Origin of the sequence: Streptomyces sp. NPDC059649 (assembly GCF_042734445.1) — a bacterium.
GTDB lineage: Bacteria > Actinomycetota > Actinomycetes > Streptomycetales > Streptomycetaceae > Streptomyces.
This window is the reverse complement of record NZ_JBHWDV010000064.1, coordinates 11,659-33,376: the sequence shown is the minus strand read 5'-3', so window position 1 is coordinate 33,376 and position 21,718 is coordinate 11,659. Positions and strand designations below refer to the sequence as shown.

Here is a 21,718-nt window from a genome sequence, read left to right as displayed (position 1 = left end):
GCCTTGTTCGTGGACTGCTTCGCTTTACGTCCACGAACAAGGCCCCTCCGGCCCGTCCCCTCCCGTTGGGGGGAAGTTGAGGGCGGTGGGGGTGGACGTCGGGGGTCCCTTAGGGCGAGGCCGAACAGATCCCGTAAGGGATAGGAGCGCCCCTTGCGGGCCTCAACTCGGCGGGCCGGGGCGGTATTCCCGACACCGCACGACACGAGACACCTCACGACGCAAGACATGCACGACGCAAGACATTGCACAACGCGAGACACTGTCGAACGACAACGCCCACCCCCACCCACCTCTCCCACCCACCAACGGGAGGGGACAGACCGGAGGACGAAGTCTGTGGGGCTGTCACCGCACCCGAAAACACCACGCCCGCCGCCAGGCGCAACGGCGAGCAAGCCCAACGGCGGGACGGCCGACAACGTGCGGGGCGCCGCAAAGCGCAGCGGAACGGCGAGTAAGCCCCGCGGCGGGACAGCCAGGTACGTGGGGGCGAGGCAGAGCGCAGCGCTAGGCGTCCAGCCCAATGGCGAAGGCGGCCTCAAGGTCGTGCTGCGAGTACGTGCGGAACGCGATGTGCGTTTCTGTGGAGGCGACGCCGGGGATCTTGCTGATGCGGCCGGGGATGACGTCCGCGAGGTCGTCGTGCTTGGCGACGCGGACCATGGCGATCAGGTCGTGCGCGCCGGTGACGGAGTAGACCTCGCTGACCCCTTCGAGCGCGGCGATCTTCTCGGCGATCTCCGGGATCTGGTCCACGCTGGTCTTGATGAGCACGATCGACGTGATCACGGCTGGCTCTCTCCCTCAATCGCCCGGACGTTCCCGCTGGTGGACCCCACACTATCCCTCCGGTAGCGCAGCCATGCGTAGAGGAAGCCCAGGGCGAAGCCGATCACGTGGGCGAGGTAGGCGACGCCGGGGCCGTGGGGGTCGTCCTGGGCGGCCTGCCACTGGAGGAAGAACCAGAAGAGAAGGACGACCCAGGCGGGGAAGCGCAGCGGGAGGAAGAAGAGGAAGGGGAAGACGCTGGTGACCCTGGCCCGGGGGAAGAGGTACAGGAAGGCACCGAGGACGCCGGCGATCGAGCCGGAGGCGCCCACCAGCGTCTGGCCCGAGGCGGCGTGCGCGGCCGCGTAGCCGAGCAGCGCCAGGTATCCGATGATGAGGTAGAAGGCGGCGAACGGCAGCCGGCCCATCCGTGCCTCGGCCATCCCGCCGAAGACGTAGAGAAACAGCATGTTGCCGAGCAGATGCAGCCAGCTGCCGTGCACGAACAGCGCGGAGAGCGGGGTGATCAGCGCCCGCAGGGAACCGCTCCACAGCTCCACGGGGACCACGCCCCACCGCTCGAAGTACGCGGTCTGGGCCCTGAGCAGCGCGTCGCCGGTGCCGTACGTCCGGTTCAGGCCCGAGGCCGGGCCGATCACGAAGACCGCACAGCACAGGGCGATCAGCACGTTCGTCAGCCGGGAGAACACCGCGGCCAGGGACCGGGCCGGATGCGGCGGGCGGGGGAGCGGGCCGGAGGAGCGCGGCGTACGGAAGAAGAGCCAGGGAAGGGAAGGACGAGAAGAGCGGGGAGAACGGGGTGGGGGAGCCGGCGCCGTCATGAAGTGATCATGGCGTAATGCGGGCAATCGGGACAGAGTGCCTCGCCGCGTCCCGGCTCCCGGGCAGGGCCGCACCCGCCCGCCATCAGGCCGTAGGGTTGCAGGCAGTACTTTGCGTACTTCCGCAGTCCGACGGCGCACCGCGTGAACGGCGCAGCAGCACGAGACACGACGAGCACGAAAGAGGACGACACGATGGCTGTTCCCCTGCCGACGGCCGGAACCCGGTGGCGCTGCACGCTGTGCGGCAACCTCACCCGTTTCGACGTGACCCGCCAGGCCAAGGTAGTGGAGTACGTCCACCTTGACCTGGCCGGCGAGCCCAAGGTGGAGGAGCGCGAGGTCCTCAGTGAGAGCATCGAGTCCGTGCGCTGCCGCTGGTGCAACGCGGTCGACCAGATCGAATTGGTGGACCGGCCGGGCGCGAGCGCCTGAGATCGGAGCGAGGCAGCCGTGGTGGACCGTCCAGAAGGGGAGCCGGGGGCCGAGCGTCATGACGTACCCGAGGGTGCGGCGGACGAGGTGCTCGACCGACCGCTGCCCGAGGGCGTTCGGCGCCGTGTCGTGGCGCTCACCGCGGAGTCGTTCGGCGCGCTGACCGTCGCCGAACTTCCGCCCCCGCTGCGGCAGTACGCCCGGTTCACCCCGACCCGTCGGGCGAAGTTCGCCGGGAACGCGATGGCCGCGGCGCTGGAGAGCGACGCGGTCTTCCGGCAGCGGATCGCCGGGAAGTTGCGCGAGGTCCAGCCGGAACTCGCCGAGGCGCTGGAGGGCGGCACCCCGCCGGCCGCCGCCGATCCGCTCGATGTCGCCGCGGCCGCCTATGTGCTGCGCCCGGACGGCTGGGTGAAGCTGGTCGCGGCGGCCGGCGAGGAGGCGCAGCGGGCCCGTGACGAGCGGGCCGGTGCGGAGGCCGAGCGGGAGCTGGCCCGGCTGCGCGAGGAACTGGCGCAGGCGCGCGGCGAGGCGCGTACGGAGACCGAGCGGATCCGGGGCGACCTGGAGGCCGCCCGCCGGGAGAACGAATCGCTGCGGCGCAAGCTGCGCAGTGCGCTCAGCGACGTCAAGCGCGGTGAGGCGGCGGTCCGCAAGGCCGAGTCCGCGCTGGTCGAGGCGCGGGACCGGGCGGCGACGGAGAAGACCACGGCGGACAGTGAGCTGCGCCGGCTCAAGGCCCGGATCGCCGAGGCCGAGGCCGCGCTGGAGACCAGTCGGCGGGCCGCCCGCGAGGGGCGCAGTGTCGAGGACATGCGGCTGCGGCTGCTGCTGGACACGGTCCTGGACGCCGCCCAGGGCCTGCGTCGCGAGCTGGCCCTGCCGCCCGCCAGCATCCACCCGGCCGACACCGTCGAGGCGGTCGCGCCGGGCCGGATGACCCCGAGGGACATCGCCACGCGTGCGCTGTCCGAGATGGACCCCGCGCTGCTGGACCAGCTTCTGGCGCTGCCCCAGGCACATTTGGTGGTGGACGGCTACAACGTCACCAAAACCGGCTATCCGACCATGCCGCTGGACAAGCAGCGGCTGCGGCTGCTGGGCGGGCTGGCGGTGCTGGCGGCGCAGACCGGCGCGGAGATGACCTGTGTCTTCGACGGTGCGGAGCTGGCGGCACCGGTACTGCTGGCACCACCTCGGGGCGTACGGGTCCTTTTCAGCAAACCGGGCGTAACGGCCGATGAGTTGATTCGTCAGCTGGTACGGGCCGAACCGCCCGGCCGACCGGTCGTGGTGGTCTCCACGGACCGCGAAGTGGCGGACGGTGTGGCCAAGGCCGGCGCCCGCCCGGTCGCATCGGCGTTGCTGCTCAAGCGACTTGCCCGTACGTGAGCCCGGACCGGCAATGCATTCCGGCCGGAAGAAATCGGCTTGACGTGTGCTACCGATCCGTATCTCAGCGTCAATTGGCGCTTACTGCCTGTGTGATGTTGGTAAAGAGTGGGGCTGGTGGCGCAGTTTTTTCCCCTGGGGATTTGAAGCGATCACAGCTCCGTTACTAAGGTCAGGGCCCGAGCCTTCATTAAGGTGATCATCCAACCGGGATGAACAGTGAAGGTACCGCCGAGTCCGCAGCGTTCCCGCGGAGCCGGGGTTCACCCCCCCACCCGGTAGGCGGCTGGAGGAAGAAGGAGCTCGCCCCCGTGGCGTCCCACCGTCGACCCAAGCAGCCGAGCCGTACTCGCGTCACCGTGCTCACCGCCACCGCCGCGGCGGCCGTCGCCCTGTCGTCCCAGGTCGCCCAGGCCGACCCCCACCAGTCGAAGAAGGACGTCAAGTCCGAGGTCGACAAGCTCTACAACGAGGCGGAGCAGGCGACCGAGAAGTACGACGGCGTCAAGGAGCAGCAGGACAAGCTCCAGAAGGAGGTCGACGACCTCCAGGACAAGGTCGCCCGTGGACAGGGCGAGCTGAACCAGCTCCGCAAGAGCGTGGGCGCGGTCGCCTCCGGCCAGTACCGCAGCGGTTCCATCGACCCCTCCGTCCAGCTGTTCCTCTCCGGTGACCCGGACAGCTACCTCGAAAAGGCCGCCACCCTCGACCAGTTGAGCGGCAAGCAGGCCGAGCAGCTCAAGGTCATCGCCGAGAAGCAGCGCCGGCTCGCCCAGGAGCGCGCCGAGGCCGCGGCCAAGATCAAGGACCTCGCCGACACCCGTAAGGCGCTCGGCGACAAGAAGGACGAGATCAAGGCCAAGCTCGCCAAGGCGCAGGCGCTGCTCAACTCCATGACCGCCAAGGAGCGGGCGGCCATGCAGGCCAAGGAGGACCGCGCCAACCGCAGCAACGAGCGGGTCAACCTCGGCGACGACGTCCCGGCCTCGCAGCGCGGTGCGGCCGCCCTCGCCGCCGCCCAGTCCAAGATAGGTTCGCCCTACGTCTGGGGCGCCACCGGCCCGTCGTCCTTCGACTGCTCCGGTCTGACCTCCTGGGCCTACGCACAGGCCGGCCAGTCGCTGCCGCGCACCTCGCAGCAGCAGGCCAACGCCGGCACCCGGATCGGCTCGCAGAGCGCCCTCAAGCCCGGCGACCTCGTGCTCTTCTACGGCGACCTGCACCACATCGGCCTCTACGCCGGCAACGGCACCGTGCTGCACGCCCCGAAGCCCGGTGCGTCGGTGCGCTACGAGTCGATCAACAACATGCCGTTCATGTTCGGCGTGCGGGTCTGAGAACGCCCGGGGCTCCTGCCCACCGGTGTGACCAATGCGCCGGTGTACGGGTCTGAAAAGCCTCACAACCCTCTCAACCTGCCGCCCGAACGGGCGAATTGCGGCCTTGACGGCTGACCCGCCGCCCCGCCGGTGACCTGCACAGTCACCGGTGGGGCGGCTTTTTGCGTACGAAATGGGGTCTTTGGTCGGTGTGGACCGGCGCCGTTACTGTCTGCCCTCGCAGCATCCGGTCACCGACCGCCCTCCCGGGCGGCAGGGGCTGCACATGGGAAGGAGTGCGGCTCCCGTGGCGTCCCACCGCCGTACCTCGCAGCACGGCCAGGCCACCCTCGCCGGGGTCACCGTTCTGTCCGCCGCCCTGGCGACCGCGGCCGCCGCGCTGTCGGCACCGCCGGCGTCCGCCGACCCCGCCGGCCGCCCGTCCGCCGGCCGCGAGACGGCCACCACGCGGGTCGACGCCCTCTACGAACAGGCGGAGCGGGCCACCGAGAAGTACAACGGCGCGGACGCCCGGAGCAAGCGGCTGCGCGCCGAGGTGGCCGACCTCCAGGACCGCACCGCCCGCGCCCAGGAGCGGGTCAACCGGATGCGCGGCCGGCTCGGTGCGCTGGCCGCCGCCCAGTACCGCGCCGGCGGCATGGACCCGGCCCTGAAGCTGATGCTCTCCGAGCGCCCCGACAGCTACCTGGAGAAGGCCTCCGCGCTGAACCGGCTCGGCCGCCACCAGGCCGACCGGCTGCACGAACTGCGCGCCGCCCAGCGCTCCCTGGAACAGCAGCGCCGGGAGACCGCCGCCAAGCTCGCCGAGCTGGAGGCCGGCCGCAAGCAGGTCGCCCGCCACAAGAAGGACGTCCAGCGCAAGCTGGCCACCGCCCAACGGCTGCTGAACGCGCTGCCCCGCGCCGACCGGGAGGCCTGGGAGCGGGCCGCCCGCCGCGAGGGGCGCCCCGGGGCGGTGCCCGACCCGGCCGGGGCGCTGCCGGCCTCCGGGCGGGCCGCCGCGGCCGTCGCCGCGGTACGTGCCGCGGTCGGCTCCCCGTACGCCTGGGGGAGCGCCGGCCCCGGCGCCTTCGACTGCTCCGGACTCACCCAATGGGCCTACCGCCGGGCCGGCGTCTCGCTGCCCCGTACGTCACAGGCCCAGCGCGGCGCCGGGCATCCCGTGCCGCTCGGCCGGATCCGGCCCGGGGACCTGGTCATCTACCGCTCGGACGCCAGCCACGTCGGGATGTACGTCGGCAACGGCCAGGTCGTGCACGCGCCCTATCCCGGCGCCCGGGTGCGCTACGACCCGGTCGGGATGATGCCGATCTCGGCCGTCACCCGGCCCTGAGCACCGCTCCCTGCGTTTTTGCCCCGGCCGGGCCGGCTCTACGATCGTCCGCATGTCGGACCAGCGGGCGAAACGGCCGGTACGGGCCGGGGCGGCGGCCTGCGCCGCCCTGAGCGGACTCGCGCTGCTCGCCCCGCTGGCCGGCTGCGCCCCCGCCCCCTCGTCGTCGGCCCGTTTCCCGGACGTCCAGCGGATGCTCGACAGCCGGGCGCACGCCGTCGAGCAGCGCGACGAGGCCGGCTTCCTGGCCGCCGTGGACCCGCGGGCCACCGCCTTCCGCGCCCGCCAGCGCGCCGTCTTCGACAACCTCTCCGGCGTCCCGGTGACCGACTGGCACTACGACCTCGACGCCACCGACGCCTTCCCGCTGCCGCCCGGCGACGGCGGCGAGCGGCTGGCCGCCAAGGTCCGGCTGCGCTACCGCCTCAAGGGCTACGACACCGCGCCGGTCAACGCCGTCCAGTACCTGACCCTCACCGAGCGGGACGGCCGCTGGCTGATCTCCTCGGACCGCGACGGCGCACCGGCCGGCCGCAGCGGCAACCGCCAGCTGTGGGACCAGGGCCCGGTACGGGTGGTCCGCGGCCGGCACAGCCTGGTGCTGGGCGGCGCCTCCCATCCGACGCGGCTGCGGGACCTGGCACACCGGGTGGACCGGGCGGTGCCCGCGGTCTCCGCGGCCTGGAAGGGCAAGTGGTCGGAGAAGGTCGTGGTGGAGGCACCGGACTCGGTCGAGCGGATGGCGCAGCTCATGGGCAGCGACGACCCGTCCGGCTACAGCGGCATCGCGGCGGTCACCACCGGCGAGGCGGGCGTCACCACCAACGCGCCGGCGGACCGGGTGATCGTCAACCCGGACGCCTACCAGGAGCTCAACAACCTGGGCCGCAAGGTCGTCCTCACCCACGAGACCACCCATGTCGCCACCCGTACGGTCACCACGGCCGCCACCCCGCTGTGGTTGTCCGAGGGCTTCGCCGACTGGGTCGCCTACCGCGGGGTGCACCGCACGCCCGCCACCGCCGCGCCCGAACTGACCCGCGCGGTACGGGCCGGCAAACCGCCCGGCCGGCTGCCGACCGACGCCGACTTCGGCTTCCGGGCCGGCGCCGACCGGCTGGCGACGGCGTACGAGGGCAGCTGGCTGGCCTGCCGCATGATCGCCGAGAAATGGGGCGAGGCCAAGCTGCTGGCGTTCTACAAGGCGGCGGGCCGGAGCGCGCTGCGCACCTCGGGGGCGACCGGGGAAGCGCCGATCGAGGCGGCCACCGCCGGGCCCGCCGCGGCCCGTCCGGCGCCCCCGGCCGCCGGTGCCGGCCACCGTCCGGCGGCCGGCCGCACCGAGGCCACGGACCGGGCCCTGCGGACCCAACTGGGCATCGGGCTGGGCGAGTTCACCCGGCAGTGGCGGGCCTATGTGAAGCAGCTGCTGGCGCGGTGACGGTGCGCGGCACGGGCGCCCGGCGCAGCCGATGGCCGCCGTCCCCGCTCCCGGTGCCGCGACGGCCGGCCCCGGTGGCGGTCCACAGCCGGCGGCAGGCCAGCAGCGACGCGGCGACCAGCAGCCCGTTGCGCACCGCCAGCAGCGCGATGCCCCAGGGGGCGCTGGCCACGACGTCGGCGAAGTGGACCGGGAACTCCAGCAGCGTGACGCCGGTGGCGAGCACCACCAGCACCGCCGGCGGCGTCTGCCGGCTGCCGCGGACGGCCAGGCACACCGCGGCCAGCCCCACCAGCCACAGCAGGTACTGCGGGCTGATCACCCGGCTCGTGGTGGTGAACAGCAGGGTGGCGGTGAAGGCCGCGTCGGCGGGCGTCGCCCGGGTGAACCGGCGCGCCCGCGTCCGCCACAGCACCAGCCAGCCCAGCGCCGCCCCGCTCAGCACGACCGCGAGGGTGCTGACGAGCGGGACGCCGGGCCCGAGGAACTCCACCGAGCCGTAGTTCAGCAGCACCTGGCCGTCCCAGCCGTAGTGGCGGGCGAGGTGGAACACCAGCCCACCGAGCGACTCGACCTCCGTACCGCGGTCACGCTGGAAGGTCAGGAACGCCAGCGCGCCCGGTGCGGCGGCCACGAAGAGCAGGGTGAGCCCGGCCCCGGTGCGGGCCGCGCTGCGCCACAGGGCCCGCGCCCCGCGGCCGCGCAGCGCCGCCCCGGTCAGCAACAGCGCCGGCCACACCTTCAGCAGCGTCCCGAACGCGATCAGCGCGCCCGCCAGCCGGGGCCGGCGGGCGGCCCAGAGCAGCGCCGCGACCGCGACCGCGGTGACCATCAGGTCGTAGCGGGCGTACCCGGTCGGGCCCAGGAGGGCGACGCCCACGATCCACACCCAGGCCCCGGCCGCCCGGTGGCCGGGTCGCCGCCCGGCCCGCAGGAACAGCGTCAGCGTCGCCGCGTCCGTGAGTAGGACCAGCACGAAGAACGCCGGGGCGTAACCGAGGAACGGCAGCAGGCCGGGGGAGAGCACCGCCATCGCGGCGGCCGGCGGGTACTGCCAGGTCACGTCGTCCAGCGGGAAGGTGCCGGTCCGCAGCACCTCGGCCCAGCCGTGGTAGATCACCGACACATCGGTGGTGACGTCCGGCCCGGGCAGCACCAGCACCTTCAGCACGCAGAGCAGCAGCACGGCCCGGGTCACCGCCCAGGCCGCGACCGCGAGCCATCTCCCGCGCGCCCCGCCGGCACCGTCCATCGCCACCTCCGCCTGTCAGCCGTCGTCTGCATCATGCCGTCGGCGGCCGGTCACGGGGTGTCGCCGTGGTACGGGCGTGGCGGGCCGCCCGGCCACCGTGCGCCCGGCGGCGGGTAGCCTCGGGCCTCGTGCACAAGACCCTGATCGTCACGAACGACTTCCCGCCCCGGCCCGGCGGCATCCAGGCCTTCCTGCACAGCATGGCGCTGCGCCTGGACCCGAACCAGGTGGTCGTCTACGCCTCGACCTGGAAGCGGAGCGCGGAGGGCCGCGCGGCCACCGCCGCCTTCGACGCCGACCAGCCGTTCCCGGTGGTCCGGGACCGTACGACGATGCTGCTGCCCACCCCGAGGGTGACCCGGCGGGCCGTCGGCCTGCTGCGCGCACACGGCTGTTCCTCCGTCTGGTTCGGTGCCGCGGCACCGCTCGGCCTGATGGCGCCCGCCCTCCGCGCGGCCGGCGCGCGGCGGATCGTGGCGACCACGCACGGCCACGAGGCGGGCTGGGCGCAGCTGCCGGGCGCCCGGCAACTGCTGCGGCGGATCGGCGAGGGCACCGACACCCTCACCTACCTCGGCGAGTACACCCGCTCCCGGATCGCCGCCGCGCTGACCCCGGCGGCCGCCTCCCGGATGGTCCAACTCCCGCCCGGCGTCGACGAGAAGACCTTCCACTCCGGCTCGGGCGGCGACGAGGTGCGCGCCCGGCTCGGCCTGGCCGACCGCCCGGTCGTGGTCTGCGTCTCCCGTCTCGTGCCGCGCAAGGGCCAGGACACGCTCATCGAGGCGATGCCGGCGGTCCTCGCCGCCGTCCCGGACGCCGTCCTGCTGATCGTCGGCGGCGGCCCGTACGAGAAGGAGCTGCGCGCGCTGGCGCGGGAGAAGGGCGTGGCGGAATCCGTGCGCTTCACCGGCGCGGTGCCGTGGGAGGAGCTGCCGGCCCACTTCGGCGCCGGTGACGTCTTCGCGATGCCCTGCCGCACCCGCCGCGGCGGCCTCGACGTCGAGGGGCTGGGCATCGTCTATCTGGAGGCCTCGGCCACCGGACTGCCCGTGGTGGCGGGCGACTCCGGCGGTGCGCCGGACGCGGTGCTGGACGGCGAGACCGGCTGGGTGGTCCCCGGCGGCTCGCCGACCCCCACCGCGGAACGCCTGGTCACCCTGCTCAAGGACCCCGGTCTGCGCCGCACCATGGGCGAGCGCGGGCGGGCCTGGGTGGAGGAGAAGTGGCGCTGGGACCTGCTGGCGGAACGGCTCAAGGAGCTGCTGTAGCCGGGGCCGTGGGGGCGCCGGTATGCGAACCGCCGCCGCGGCACACGGCCACGGCGGCGGTTTCCGGCCAAGCTCACCAGGGATGTCGTCAGCCCCGGTAGATCGCCTCGATCTCCTCCGCGAAGTCCTTGGCGACCACGTTCCGCTTCAGCTTCAGCGACGGCGTGACATGGCCCGACTCCTCGGTGAACTGGGTCGGCAGGATACGGAACTTGCGCACCGACTCGGCCTGCGAGACGGCCGCGTTGCCGTCGTCGACGGCCCGCTGGACCGCGGCGAGCAGCTCCGGGTCCGTGGCCAGTTCGGCCGGGGTGCTGCCGGCCGGGCGGCCGTGCTCCTCGGCCCAGCGCGGCAGGAACTCCTCGTCGAGGGTGACCAGCGCGCCGATGAACGGCCGGCCGTCGCCGACCACCATGCACTCGGCGATCAGCGCGTGCGCCCGGATGCGGTCCTCGATGACGGCCGGCGCGACGTTCTTGCCGCCCGCGGTGACCAGGATCTCCTTCTTGCGGCCGGTGATGGCCAGATAGCCGTCCTCGTCGAGGGTGCCGAGGTCGCCGGTGTGGAACCAGCCGTCGGAGAGCGCCTCTTCGGTGGCCGTGGGGTTGTTCCAGTACTCGGTGAAGAGGTGCTCACCGTGCAGCAGGACCTCGCCGTCGTCGGCGATCCGGACCACCGAGCCGGGCAGCGGCTGGCCGACGGTGCCGATCTTCTGCCGGTCCCAGGGGTTGAACGCGGTGGCCGCGCACGACTCCGTCAGGCCGTAGCCCTCCAGGGCGGTGAAGCCGATGCCGCGGAAGAAGTGGCCCAGCCGCTCGCCGAGCGGCGCGCCGCCGGAGATCGCGTGGGTGGCCCGGCCGCCGAGCACCGCGCGCAGCTTGCCGTAGACCAGCCGGTCGAAGACCTTGTACTTGAGCTTCAGGCCGAGCGGCGGACCGTCGGGGGTGTCCAGCGCCCGGCTGTAGGCGATCGCGGTGTCCGCCGCCTTGTCGAAGATCTTGCCCTTGCCGTCGGCCTGCGCCTTCGCCCGGGCCGAGTTGTAGACCTTCTCGAAGACCCGGGGCACGCCCAGGACCAGCGTCGGCCGGAAGGACGCGAGGTCCTCGGTGAGGTTCTTGATGTCGGGGGCGTGGCCCAGCTTGATCGGGGCCATCACGGAGGCGACCTGCACCAGGCGGCCGAAGACGTGCGCGATGGGCAGGAACAGCAGGACCGAGGAGTCACCGGTGCGGAACAGCGGGCGCAGCCGCTCGACGATGTTGCCGCACTCGGCGAAGAAGCTGCGGTGGCTGAGCACACAGCCCTTGGGGCGGCCGGTGGTCCCCGAGGTGTAGACGATCGTGGCGGGCGAGTCCGCGTCGGCGAGCGCGCTGCGGGCGTCGACCTCGTCGTCGGTGAGCTCGGCGCCGGCGGCCCGCAGCCGGGCGATCGCGTCCCGCTCGATCTGCCAGATGTTCTCCAGCTCGGGCAGCCGGTCGCGGACCGATTCGACGGTCGCCTCGTGGGTGGGGCTCTCCACCAGACAGGCCACCGCACCGGAGTCACCGAGGATCCACTGGATCTGCTCGGCGGAACTGGTCTCGTACACGGGCACGGTGATCGCGCCGGCGCTCCAGATGGCGAAGTCCAGCAGCGTCCACTCGTAACGGGTGCGCGACATCAGCCCGACCCGGTCACCGGGCTGGATTCCGGAGGCCATCAGGCCCTTGGCGACGGCGCGGACCTCGGCGAGGAAGGCGACGGCGGTGACGTCCTGCCACTCGCCGTTCACCTTGCGCCCCATGACGGCAACATCCGGGTGCTGCGCGGCATTTCGGCGGATGAGATCCGTCAGATTGCCGTCCGCGGGGACCTCGTACAGGGCCGGAAGGCTGAACTCGCGCAAGACTGCTGCTCCTCAAAAGCGCCGGCGCCACGACGCTGTGCGTACACCGACGGCGGTCCATGATCATGCTGGGGGATTGGACTGCCCGGACGTTACCCACCGGTATTGCTTTTGGGATAGGGGGTCGCGACCAGATGTTCGATGCGTCACACGCTTGCGGACACGCCATGGGGACTGTTGCGCGCAGACTAGACCAGCGGGTCGGTGACCCGAAAGTAACCGCGGCCCGGCGAACCGGTGGGGGCCCCTCCCCCCTTGCTCCACGGGCGATCTAGGGTGACGCCATGCGCGTGCATGTGGTCAGTGACGTACACGGCAACAGCCGGGACCTGGCGGCCGCCGGGGACGGTGCCGATGCCCTGGTCTGCCTCGGTGACCTGGTGCTCTTCCTCGACTACGCCGACCACTCGCGCGGCATCTTCCCCGACCTCTTCGGCGTCGCGCACGCCGACACCCTGGTCGAACTGCGCACCGCCCGCCGCTTCGACGAGGCCCGCGCACTGGGCCGCCGGCTCTGGGCCGAACTCGACGCCGCCGGCCACAGCCGCGAGGCGGTCATCGAGGGCGCGGTCCGCAAGCAGTACGCCGAACTCTTCGCGGCCTTCCCGACCCCCACGTACGCCACCTACGGCAATGTCGACATGCCGCGCCTGTGGCCCGAATACGCCGGACCCGGCACCACCGTCCTCGACGGCCAACGGGTGGAGATCGGCGGCCGGGTCTTCGGCTTCGTCGGCGGCGGACTCACCAGCCCGATGCGGACCCCGTACGAGATCAGCGACGAGGAGTACGCCGCCAAGATCGAGGCGGTCGGCGAGGTGGACGTGCTGTGCACCCACATCCCGCCGGACGTCCCCGATCTCTGCTACGACACCGTCGCCCGCCGCTTCGAACGCGGCAGCGCCGCGCTGCTGGACGCCATCCGCACCACCCGCCCCCGCTACTCCCTCTTCGGCCACGTCCACCAGCCGCTCGCCCGCCGGATGCGCATCGGCGGCACCGAATGCATCAATGTCGGCCATTTCAATGCGACCGGTATGCCCTACGTCCTGACGTGGTGAGCCCCGGCCGTGACCGGTACGCATCCGGTCCGCGTACCGTCTGCGTACGGCTGCGTACGGCTGCGTACTCCCGGGTTTCCCCGCGCGGTAGCCTTCAGCAGCAGAGACAGCACCTTGCGGACACCGCGTGAGCGTCGGCGGACCGGCACCAATCGGCATGGAGGAGTCACGGCGATGGCCGAACACACCAGCTCTAGCATCACGATCGAGGCGGCACCCGCCGAAGTGATGGGAGTGATCGCCGACTTTGACCGCTACCCGGAGTGGACCGGAGAGGTCAAGGAGGCGGAGGTGCTCGCCGAGGACGACCAGGGCCGCGCGGTACAGGTCCGGCTGCTGCTCGACGCCGGCGCGATCAAGGACGACCACACCCTCGCCTACACCTGGACCGGCCCCGACGAGGTCAGCTGGTCCCTGGTCAAGTCCCAGATGCTGCGCGCCCTCGACGGCTCCTACCGCCTCGCCGCGCTGCACGGCGGCACCGCCACCGAGGTCACGTACCAGCTCACCGTCGACGTCAAGATCCCGATGCTCGGCATGATCAAGCGCAAGGCCGAGAAGGTCATCATCGAGCGCGCCCTGGAAGGGCTGAAGCGGCGCGTCGAGAGCCACCCCGACGCCGACCCGGCGCCCGCCGACGAGGCCGCCCCCGCCGACGAGGCCAAGAAGCTCTGAACGTGCGCACCGTCCTCGTCACCGGCCCCGGCGGTGCGGGCCGCACCACGCTCGCCGCCGCGACCGCCCTGGCCGGCGCCCGGCAAGGTGCCCGGGCGCTGCTGCTCACCACCGAGAGCAGCGCCTGCGAAACGGTCCTGGGCACCCCGCTCCGCGCCGAGCGGCCCACCCCGATAGCGCCCGGCCTGCACGCCCGCCGCATCGACCCCGGCGACCGCTTCCGGCAGGAATTCCTCGCCTTCCAGGAGCGCGCCGGCACCGCCCTCGACCTGCTGGGCGCCGCGCCCCTCGACGAGGACGAACTGACCGAACTCCCCGGCGCCGAGGACTTCGCCCTGCTCCAGGCGCTGCGCGCCGAACACGCCTCGGACGACTGGGACCTGGTCGTCGTCGACATGCCCTCGGCGGCCGAAACGATCCGGCTGCTGGCGCTCCCCGCCCAGGTCCGCCGCTACCTCCGCCGGCTGCTGCCGCCCGAGCGCCAGGCCGCCCGCGCGCTGCGCCCGGTCCTCGCCCAGCTCGCCGGCGTCCCGATGCCGGCCCAGAAGCTGTACGACGCCGCCGGCCGCTGGGAGAGCGAACTCGCCGCCGTCCAGCAGGCGATCGACGACCCCGGCACCTCCGTCCGCCTGGTCACCGAGGCCGGCCCGGTCGCCGCCGCCAACCTGCGCACCATCCGCGCCGGCCTGGCCCTGCACGGCCGCCGCACCGACGGCGTGGTCGTCAACCGGCTGCTGCCCACCGGCTCCGCCGACCCGTTCCTCGCCGCGCTCTCCGGCAGCCAGCAGACCGCCCTCAAGGCGCTGCGCGAGGAGTTCCCCGACGTCCCCGTCCACGAGGTGCCGCACCTGGGCCGCCACCCCCAGGGCGTCGCGGAACTGGACGAGTTGATCGGCGGACCGGACGGCGGGATCGGCGTCCCGGCCCCCGCCGCGGCGGACCGCCGCGACCCCTGGACCGTCGAGGACCGGCTCGCCACCGACGGCATCCTGGTCTGGCGGGTGCCGCTGCCCGGTGCCGAGCGACGGGGCCTCGGCCTGGTGCGCCGCGGCGACGAGGTCGTGGTGACGGTCGGCCGGTTCCGCCGGATCCGCACCCTGCCCTCCGCGCTCCGCCGCTGCTCGGTCTCCGGCGCCGGCCTCCGCGACGGCGTGCTGGAGATCCGTTTCACCCCCGATCCCGACCTGTGGCCCAAGAGCGACTGAACGCGGTACCACCGTTCGGGTAACGTCGGGAGTGGGCCAGGAGCCCGCCCCCGCGCGCGCCCGACCCGGACCCGACTCGCCGTACGCCCCGCCGCAGCAGTCCACGGAGTTCAACATGAGCGATGCCACCGAGCGCCCCGCCGACCGCGCGGCCGGGCCCGACGCCGACGCCTGGGAGACCGCCTGCGCCGAGGACCTCGCCGCGGAGAAGGCCCGCCGCCGGTCCGAGTACGGCCCCCAGCCGGGCAGCGCCGCCGAGGAGCTGCGCAAGCTCGCCGAGGCGGTGACCGACAAGCTCGCCGGCATCCAGCTGCCCGGCGCGCTCGGCGGGATGGCCGCGCAGAGCGCCGTGAGCCAGCTGTTCAAGCAGGCCCGGGCCGCCGTCGAACCGGTCATCGAGCGCAACCCCGACATCTTCGACCACCTCGCCGCGGCCGGCTCCGAACTCGTCGCCGCCTACCGCTCCGCCGTCGAGCGCAGCGAGCGCCGCTGGACCCGCGACGACCTCACCGACCGGCCCGCCACCGGCCGTGCCGACGACCCGCGGGACGACGACGGTCCCACCGGCACCGAGCGAATCGATCTCGACTGACCCGAGCTCCGGTACGGTGGGTCCCGGCGGGGTTCGAGCGAAAAACTGAGGGACACATGGGACTCACCATCGGCGTCGACATCGGCGGCACGAAGATCGCGGCCGGCGTGGTCGACGAAGAGGGTTCGATCCTTGAGACGTGCAAGGTACCGACCCCGCAGGCCACCGATGCCCTGACCGAGGCCATCGCGGACGCGGTCCGCACGGTTGGTGCCGGGCACCACATCGAGGCGGTGGGCATCGGTGCCGCCGGCTACGTCGACGAGAAGCGCGCCACGGTCCTGTTCGCACCGAACATCGACTGGCGCCACGAACCACTGAAGGACAAGGTCGAACAGCGCGTCGGCCTCCCCGTCGTCGTCGAGAACGACGCCAACGCCGCCGCCTGGGGCGAGTACCGCTTCGGTGCCGGCCAGGGCCACAGCGACGTCATCTGCATCACGCTCGGCACGGGCCTCGGCGGCGGCATCATCATCGGCAACAAGCTGCGCCGCGGCCGCTTCGGCGTCGCCGCGGAGTTCGGGCACATCCGGGTCGTGCCGGACGGCCTGCTGTGCGGCTGCGGCAGCCAGGGCTGCTGGGAGCAGTACGCCTCCGGCCGCGCCTTGCTGCGCTACGCCAAGCAGCGCGCCTTCGCCACCCCCGAGAACGCCACGGTGCTGCTCTCGCTCGGCGACGGCACCCCCGACGGCATCCAGGGCAAGCACATCAGCGCCGCCGCCCGTCAGGGCGACAAGGTCGCCATCGACTCGTTCCGCGAACTGGCCCGCTGGGCCGGTGCCGGTCTCGCCGACCTGGCCTCGCTGTTCGACCCGTCGGCCTTCATCGTCGGCGGCGGGGTCTCGGACGAGGGCGAACTGGTCCTCGAACCGATCCGCAAGTCGTTCCGCCGCTGGCTGGTCGGCAATCAGTACCGGCCGCACGCCCAGGTCCTCGCCGCCCAGCTCGGCGGCAAGGCCGGACTGGTGGGGGCGGCCGACCTGGCGCGCCAGGGCTGACCGCGGTGGTGGCCGAGCACCCCGGGCTCCCGGCGTCCGGCACCGAACAGGACGCCGTACGGGTCCGCGTGCTCAGCTACAACATCCGCTCGATGCGCGACGACCGGGCGGCGCTGGCCAGGGTCATCCGGGCCTGCGCCCCCGATCTCGCGCTGATCCAGGAGGCGCCGCGGTTCTTCCGCTGGCGCAAGGCCGCCGAGCGGCTGGCCCGGTCGGCCGGCCTGGTGTACGTCACCGGCGGCGGGACGACCGCGGGCCCGATGATCCTCTCCACGCTCCGCGCGCACATCGAGCGCACCGAGGACGTCCTGCTGCCCCGCACCCCCGGCCTGCACCAGCGCGGTCTGGCCACCGCCGTGGTCCGGATCGGCGGGGCCCGGCTCGGTGTCGTCAGCTGCCACCTCAGCCTCGCCGACCGGGAGCGGTACGAGCAGGCCGGGCTGCTGCTGGAGCGGCTGGCCGCCCTGGGGACGCGGCACGCGGTCGTGGGCGGCGACCTCAACGACCGGCCGGAGGGCCGGAGCTTCCGGCGGCTGGCGGACCGGCTCACGGACGCCTGGGCGGCCGAGCCGTGGGGCGGGGAGTTCACCTCCACGCCCCACGCACCGGTGCAGCGCATCGACGCGGTCCTCACCACGGACGGCATCGAGGTACTGGGCTGCGGGGTGCCGCACGGCCTCCCCGGCGTACGGGAGGCCGATCTGCTGGCCGCCTCGGACCACCTGCCGGTGCTGGCCGCCCTGCGGGTGCCGGCCGGGGTCTGACTCAGACCACCGCGCCGCCGCCCGGCAGTTGGTCGTCGTCCCCGTCGTCGTTCTTCATCCGGTACACCAGCGTGGCGAAGCCGCCCAGGAAGCCGCCGATGCCCAGGACCGTGCTCCACCACGTCACCGGCTGCTGGAAGACCACCAGGGCGATCAGCAGCAGCGGGCCGCCGAGCACCGCGATCCAGGCGAACTTGGTGGTGGTGTCGGCCTCCGGCAGCGGCGGCGGCTCGGGCGGGGTGAAGTGGCCCTCGTCGGTCTCGTCGAAGTCGTCGTCGGACGGTTCCGCGGCGGACCAGTCCCGCGGGCCGACGCCCGGGGCGAAGACCACGAAGCTGCCCGGGCGGTCGCTGCCGGCCTTCCCCGGGTCCCCGGGTCCGCCCTTGCGGTCCTTGGCCTCCCCGCCGTCGTCGGGCGCCTTGGCGGGCGCGTCGTCGTCGGCCGGGAACGAGGGCTGGTCGCCGTAGCCGGCGACGATCTCCGCCCAGGCGGCTTCCTCGTCCAGCGGGTCCCGGGGGTCGCGGGGGCTACGCTCCGCCACTGGCCGCCGTCCCCTTCCGGGCCGCCTCCACGGCGCCCGCCCCCGCCGCCGGGGCGAGCCGGGAGATGAAGGCGAAGGTGTCCTCGAAGATCTTCTCCGCGTCGTGGTCGAGCGGGGCGACGTGGTAGCTGCGCTCCAGCAGGGTCTGCCGGACGTCGGTGGAGGAGACCCGGGCGAGGATCCGCTCGGAGTCCACCGGCGGGACGATGTGGTCCTGCGGGCTGGTCATCACCAGCAACGGCTGGGTGACGGCCGGGAGTTCGGAGTCCACCTGCTGGAAGAACCGGCGCAGTGAGTACGCGGCGTGCAGCGGCACCCGGGCGTAGGCCAGCTCCTCGGCACCGGGCTTGGCGATGTCGTTGGCCACCCCCTTGGTCGTCCGGACCAGATGGCGCAGCACCACAAGCAGCGGCGCCGCGGCATCATGGACCTTGTTGGCCGGGTTGACCACGACCACCCCGCTGACCGCGGCGCCGTGTTTGGCGGCCAGCCGGAGCGCCAGCGCGCCGCCCATCGACAGGCCGCAGACGAAGACCTGGGAGCAGCGCTCGGTCAGCGCCCGCAGTTCGCGGTCGACCTCGGCGTACCAGTCCTGCCAGGTCGTGATCTGCAGGTCCTGCCAGCGGGTGCCGTGACCGGGCAGCAGCGGAAGGGAGACGGTCAGCCCCCGGTCGGCGAGATATTCGGCCCAGGGGCGCAGGGACTGGGGGGAGCCGGTGAAGCCGTGGCACACAAGGACGCCGACCTCTCCGCCGTCGCGGCGGAACGGCTCGGCTCCGGGAAGGAGCGGCACCGGGGGACTCCGTTCGATGAAGGGACCTGGCGAGTTACCCCAGGGTACGCAAAGTGACGGCGGGCGGATAGGTCCGACGGCGCCCGCGGCCCGGGCGGAGCGCCGCCACCCCTCATCTCCGACCGACGGCGCCCGCGGGCCCCACAGGCGGTCCGCACGTGGGCGTGCACCAGCTGCCGGAGCCCTTGAACGCCCGGCCGGGGCGAGCGTGCCACCCGGGCAGGTTAAGGTCTTTGCGTCACACACAGGAGGCAGTCGGTTGATCTACGGCGCAATGAAGTTTTCCCTCGGCGGGTCGCTGAAGCTTGCCTTCAGGCCCTGGGTGGAAGGCATCGAGAACGTTCCCGCCGAGGGCCCCGCGATCCTCGCGAGCAACCACCTGTCCTTCTCGGACTCGTTCTTCCTGCCCGCGGTGCTCGACCGCAAGGTCACCTTCATCGCGAAGTCGGAGTACTTCACCTCCCCGGGCGTCAAGGGCAAGCTGACCGCCGCGTTCTTCAAGGGCGTGGGCCAGCTGCCGGTGGACCGCTCGGGCGCCCGCGGCGCGGGCGAGGCGGCGATCAAGAGCGGCATAGAGGTCCTCAGGCGCGGTGAGCTGTTCGGCATCTACCCGGAGGGCACCCGCTCCCCGGACGGCCGGCTCTACCGCGGCAAGCCGGGCGGCCTGGCCCGGGTGGCGCTGGCCACCGGCGCGCCGGTCATCCCCGTGGCGATGATCGACACCGAGAAGGTGCAGCCTCCCGGCAAGATCGTGCCGAAGATGATCCGGCCGGGGATCCGCATCGGCAAGCCGCTGGACTTCACCCGCTACCAGGGCATGGAGGGTGACCGTTTCATCCTGCGGTCGGTCACCGACCAGGTGATGTACGAGATCATGAAGCTCTCCGGCCAGGAGTACGTGGACATCTACGCGACCGCCGCCAAGCGGCAGATCGCGGACGCGGCGAAGGCCGCGGAGGCGAAGAAGAAGGCCGAGGCGGAGCAGGCCAAGAAGGCCGCCGCCGAATAGGCCGACGAAGACGGGCAGGGCCGAGGCCGGGCGCGGGTGCGTCCGGTGAGGGGTGGGGGCCGGCAATGACGGATGCGGACATACGGACGGTGACCGGCGGCATGGCCGCCGCCCGGCGCCACGGCAAGCGCCCGCCGAAGGTGCTGCGGATGTCCGTCGAGCTGCCGCTGTGGCGTGCGCTCACCGGCTACCGGATCCTCACCCTGCTCTACGTCCTGGTCCTGGACGCGATGTCGTACCGCAAGTACGAACACCCGCTGGGCGCCGCCGCCTACATGGGCGCGCTCACCGTCTGGATGGCGCTGACCTGGCGGCGGACGACCTCGCCGGAGCGCTGCACCCGCCGGTTCCTCGTCACCGACCTGGGCTTCGCGGTGGGCGGGATCCTGCTCACCACGCTGGTCGACAGTCACGCGCGCATCATGGGCGGCTCGCCCACGCTGCCCTCCATCTGGGCGGCCGGCGCCGTCCTCGGCTTCGCGATCAAGGGCGGCTGGCGCTGGGCCGCGGTGGCCTCCAGCGCGGTGGCGGCCGCCAACCTCGTCGAACGCGAGGTGCTGGCCCGCGACACCCTCCACAACGTGATCCTGGTGTGGGTGGCCAGCGTCGGCCTCGGCTACGTCGTCGAGGTCGCCCGGGCCAGTGAGCGCACCCTCGCCCGGGCCCTGCAGGTCGAGGCCGCCACCCGCGAACGGGAGCGGCTGGCCCGCGACATCCACGACAGCGTGCTGCAGGTCCTGGCGATGGTGCAGCGGCGCGGTGCCGCGATCGGCGGCGAGGCGGCGGAGCTGGGCCGGATGGCGGGCGAGCAGGAGGTCGCGCTGCGCAGCCTGGTGTCCGGCGGCCCGGTCTCGCGGCCGGTCGTCCCGGCCCCGGTGCCGGCCGCGGTGCCGGTGCCGCCCGCGCCGCCGGCCGGCGACGGGCCCTGTGACGTGCGGGCGCTGCTCGCGCCGTACGCGGGGGCCGGGGTGACCTTCTCCGAGCCGGGTGCCCCGGTCGAACTGCCGGCCGCCGCGGCGGCGGAGCTCGCGGCCGCTGTCAGTGCCGCGTTGGACAATGTCCGGGTCCATGCGGGGCCCGGCGCCCAGGCATGGATCCTGGTGGAGGACGAACCGCACGCGGTGATCGTGACGGTCCGCGACGACGGCCCCGGCATCCCCGAGGGCCGCCTCGCGGACGCCGAGCGCGAGGGCCGGCTGGGGGTGGCCCTGTCGATCCGCGGCCGGCTGCGGGACCTCGGCGGCACCGCGGAGTGGGTCTCGGTCCCCGGCCAGGGCACGGAAGTGGAGTTGACGGTCCCCAAGGGCACGGCGCCCGAGGGCGGAAGGCGGGGGAAGACCCGGGCATGACGGAGCAGACGGGCCTGAAGGTGATGGTGGTCGACGACCACCCGATGTGGCGCGACGCGGTCGCGCGGGATCTGGCCGAGGCCGGGTTCGAGGTGGTGGCGACGGCCGGCGACGGCCTCCAGGCGGTCCGCCGCGCGCAGGCCGCCTCGCCCGACGTGCTGGTCCTGGACCTCAATCTGCCGGGCCTGCCCGGCGTACAGGTCTGCAAGGAGCTGGTCGGCGCCCATCCGTCGCTGCGGGTGCTGGTGCTGTCGGCGAGCGGGGAGCACGCCGATGTGCTGGAGGCGGTCAAGTCCGGTGCGACCGGCTATCTGCTGAAGTCGGCGAGCACCGAGGAGCTGCTGGACGCGGTGCGGCGCACGGCCGCCGGGGACGCGGTGTTCACCCCGGGCCTCGCCGGACTGGTGCTCGGCGAGTACCGCAGGCTGGCCACCGAGCCGGTCCCGGCGACGGCCGACGAGCCGGGCGCCCCGCGGCTGACCGAGCGGGAGACCGAGGTGCTGCGCCTGGTCGCCAAGGGCCTCTCGTACAAGCAGATCGCCGAGCGGCTGGTCATCTCGCACCGCACGGTGCAGAACCACGTCCAGAACACCCTCGGCAAGCTGCAGTTGCACAACCGCGTCGAGCTGGTGCGGTACGCGATAGAGCGCGGCCTCGACGAGGGCTGAGCCGCGCCCGGACCGGTTCCCCGGAGAGGGAGACCGCGGCCCGCCATGATCGATCCGCTCGTACGGGTGAAGACGAGGCGTCAACTTCCCCAAAACTTACC

At 73.0% G+C, this 21,718-nt stretch carries 21 protein-coding genes; 15 read left to right on the top strand and 6 right to left on the bottom strand.

Annotated elements, in window-relative coordinates; all coding sequences use genetic code 11:
• Nucleotides 1-510: 510 nt before the first annotated feature.
• Together ACFV1J_RS35940 and ACFV1J_RS35935 are read right to left on the bottom strand one after the other, a co-directional pair.
• Entirely contained in the window at nucleotides 511-792 is a 282-nt protein-coding gene (locus ACFV1J_RS35940; protein ID WP_030415457.1) for an Lrp/AsnC family transcriptional regulator, read from the bottom strand.
• On the bottom strand, nucleotides 789-1,469 hold the full coding sequence (locus ACFV1J_RS35935; RefSeq protein WP_385865440.1) for a rhomboid family intramembrane serine protease: 681 nt from the start codon (nucleotides 1,467-1,469) through the stop codon (nucleotides 789-791). Before ACFV1J_RS35935 ends, ACFV1J_RS35940 begins: the two co-directional genes overlap by 4 nt.
• Nucleotides 1,470-1,808: 339 nt before the next feature.
• Between ACFV1J_RS35935 and ACFV1J_RS35930 the strand changes: the two genes are divergently transcribed.
• The 5 genes from ACFV1J_RS35930 (at nucleotide 1,809) to ACFV1J_RS35910 (ending at nucleotide 7,554) form a co-directional block, all read left to right on the top strand.
• Nucleotides 1,809-2,048 (top strand): hypothetical protein, encoded by a 240-nt coding sequence (locus ACFV1J_RS35930; protein WP_385865432.1) that lies wholly within the window; start codon nucleotides 1,809-1,811, stop codon nucleotides 2,046-2,048.
• Between the two features lie 18 nt (nucleotides 2,049-2,066).
• Nucleotides 2,067-3,440, top strand: a complete 1,374-nt coding sequence (locus ACFV1J_RS35925) for an NYN domain-containing protein (protein ID WP_385865429.1) — start codon at nucleotides 2,067-2,069, stop codon at nucleotides 3,438-3,440.
• A 311-nt stretch (nucleotides 3,441-3,751) separates the two neighbouring features.
• A complete protein-coding gene (locus ACFV1J_RS35920; RefSeq protein WP_385865427.1) occupies nucleotides 3,752-4,777 on the top strand; it encodes an NlpC/P60 family protein in 1,026 nt (341 codons plus the stop codon).
• A gap of 289 nt (nucleotides 4,778-5,066) precedes the next feature.
• Nucleotides 5,067-6,113, top strand: a complete 1,047-nt coding sequence (locus ACFV1J_RS35915; RefSeq protein ID WP_385865424.1) for an NlpC/P60 family protein — start codon at nucleotides 5,067-5,069, stop codon at nucleotides 6,111-6,113.
• 52 nt (nucleotides 6,114-6,165) lie between these two features.
• Nucleotides 6,166-7,554 (top strand): hypothetical protein, encoded by a 1,389-nt coding sequence (locus ACFV1J_RS35910; RefSeq protein WP_385865421.1) that lies wholly within the window; start codon nucleotides 6,166-6,168, stop codon nucleotides 7,552-7,554.
• On the opposite strand, the gene ACFV1J_RS35905 is transcribed toward ACFV1J_RS35910, so the two are convergent.
• Nucleotides 7,508-8,806: a glycosyltransferase 87 family protein gene (locus ACFV1J_RS35905; protein WP_385865418.1), complete on the bottom strand. Its 1,299-nt coding sequence runs from the start codon at nucleotides 8,804-8,806 to the stop codon at nucleotides 7,508-7,510. The genes ACFV1J_RS35910 and ACFV1J_RS35905 overlap by 47 nt on opposite strands.
• A 128-nt stretch (nucleotides 8,807-8,934) precedes the next feature.
• On the opposite strand from ACFV1J_RS35905, the gene ACFV1J_RS35900 reads away from it, so the two are divergent.
• A complete protein-coding gene (locus ACFV1J_RS35900) occupies nucleotides 8,935-10,077 on the top strand; it encodes a glycosyltransferase family 4 protein (RefSeq protein WP_385865415.1) in 1,143 nt (380 codons plus the stop codon).
• 88 nt (nucleotides 10,078-10,165) lie between these two features.
• On the opposite strand, the gene ACFV1J_RS35895 is transcribed toward ACFV1J_RS35900, so the two are convergent.
• Nucleotides 10,166-11,962: an AMP-dependent synthetase/ligase gene (locus tag ACFV1J_RS35895; protein WP_385865413.1), complete on the bottom strand. Its 1,797-nt coding sequence runs from the start codon at nucleotides 11,960-11,962 to the stop codon at nucleotides 10,166-10,168.
• Nucleotides 11,963-12,246: 284 nt separating this feature from the next.
• Between ACFV1J_RS35895 and ACFV1J_RS35890 the strand changes: the two genes are divergently transcribed.
• The 6 genes from ACFV1J_RS35890 (at nucleotide 12,247) to ACFV1J_RS35865 (ending at nucleotide 17,257) form a co-directional block, all read left to right on the top strand.
• A complete protein-coding gene (locus ACFV1J_RS35890) occupies nucleotides 12,247-13,023 on the top strand; it encodes a metallophosphoesterase (RefSeq protein ID WP_385865411.1) in 777 nt (258 codons plus the stop codon).
• Between the two features lie 174 nt (nucleotides 13,024-13,197).
• Nucleotides 13,198-13,698 (top strand): SRPBCC family protein, encoded by a 501-nt coding sequence (locus tag ACFV1J_RS35885; protein ID WP_385865409.1) that lies wholly within the window; start codon nucleotides 13,198-13,200, stop codon nucleotides 13,696-13,698.
• A gap of 2 nt (nucleotides 13,699-13,700) precedes the next feature.
• On the top strand, nucleotides 13,701-14,903 hold the full coding sequence (locus ACFV1J_RS35880) for an ArsA family ATPase (protein WP_385865407.1): 1,203 nt from the start codon (nucleotides 13,701-13,703) through the stop codon (nucleotides 14,901-14,903).
• Between the two features lie 115 nt (nucleotides 14,904-15,018).
• On the top strand, nucleotides 15,019-15,495 hold the full coding sequence (locus ACFV1J_RS35875) for a DUF5304 domain-containing protein (protein WP_385865405.1): 477 nt from the start codon (nucleotides 15,019-15,021) through the stop codon (nucleotides 15,493-15,495).
• A gap of 56 nt (nucleotides 15,496-15,551) precedes the next feature.
• Complete coding sequence (locus ACFV1J_RS35870) at nucleotides 15,552-16,493, top strand: ROK family glucokinase (protein WP_261951974.1); 942 nt, start codon at nucleotides 15,552-15,554, stop codon at nucleotides 16,491-16,493.
• An 8-nt stretch (nucleotides 16,494-16,501) separates the two neighbouring features.
• On the top strand, nucleotides 16,502-17,257 hold the full coding sequence (locus ACFV1J_RS35865; RefSeq protein WP_385865403.1) for an endonuclease/exonuclease/phosphatase family protein: 756 nt from the start codon (nucleotides 16,502-16,504) through the stop codon (nucleotides 17,255-17,257).
• Between the two features lies 1 nt (nucleotide 17,258).
• On the opposite strand, the gene ACFV1J_RS35860 is transcribed toward ACFV1J_RS35865, so the two are convergent.
• Both ACFV1J_RS35860 and ACFV1J_RS35855 read right to left on the bottom strand, forming a co-directional pair.
• The gene (locus ACFV1J_RS35860; protein ID WP_385865400.1) at nucleotides 17,259-17,798 is read right to left on the bottom strand and encodes a hypothetical protein; all 540 of its coding nucleotides are present in this window, start codon (nucleotides 17,796-17,798) and stop codon (nucleotides 17,259-17,261) included.
• Nucleotides 17,785-18,591: an alpha/beta hydrolase gene (locus tag ACFV1J_RS35855; protein ID WP_385865398.1), complete on the bottom strand. Its 807-nt coding sequence runs from the start codon at nucleotides 18,589-18,591 to the stop codon at nucleotides 17,785-17,787. Before ACFV1J_RS35855 ends, ACFV1J_RS35860 begins: the two co-directional genes overlap by 14 nt.
• A gap of 274 nt (nucleotides 18,592-18,865) precedes the next feature.
• Between ACFV1J_RS35855 and ACFV1J_RS35850 the strand changes: the two genes are divergently transcribed.
• The 3 genes from ACFV1J_RS35850 to ACFV1J_RS35840 all read left to right on the top strand — a co-directional run bounded on the left by ACFV1J_RS35850 (nucleotide 18,866) and on the right by ACFV1J_RS35840 (nucleotide 21,617).
• A complete protein-coding gene (locus ACFV1J_RS35850) occupies nucleotides 18,866-19,600 on the top strand; it encodes a lysophospholipid acyltransferase family protein (protein WP_385865438.1) in 735 nt (244 codons plus the stop codon).
• A 101-nt stretch (nucleotides 19,601-19,701) separates the two neighbouring features.
• The gene (macS, locus tag ACFV1J_RS35845; protein ID WP_385865437.1) at nucleotides 19,702-20,949 is read left to right on the top strand and encodes a MacS family sensor histidine kinase; all 1,248 of its coding nucleotides are present in this window, start codon (nucleotides 19,702-19,704) and stop codon (nucleotides 20,947-20,949) included.
• On the top strand, nucleotides 20,946-21,617 hold the full coding sequence (locus ACFV1J_RS35840) for a response regulator (RefSeq protein WP_385865395.1): 672 nt from the start codon (nucleotides 20,946-20,948) through the stop codon (nucleotides 21,615-21,617). The genes macS and ACFV1J_RS35840 overlap by 4 nt, the downstream gene beginning before the upstream one ends.
• Nucleotides 21,618-21,718 lie beyond the last annotated feature (101 nt).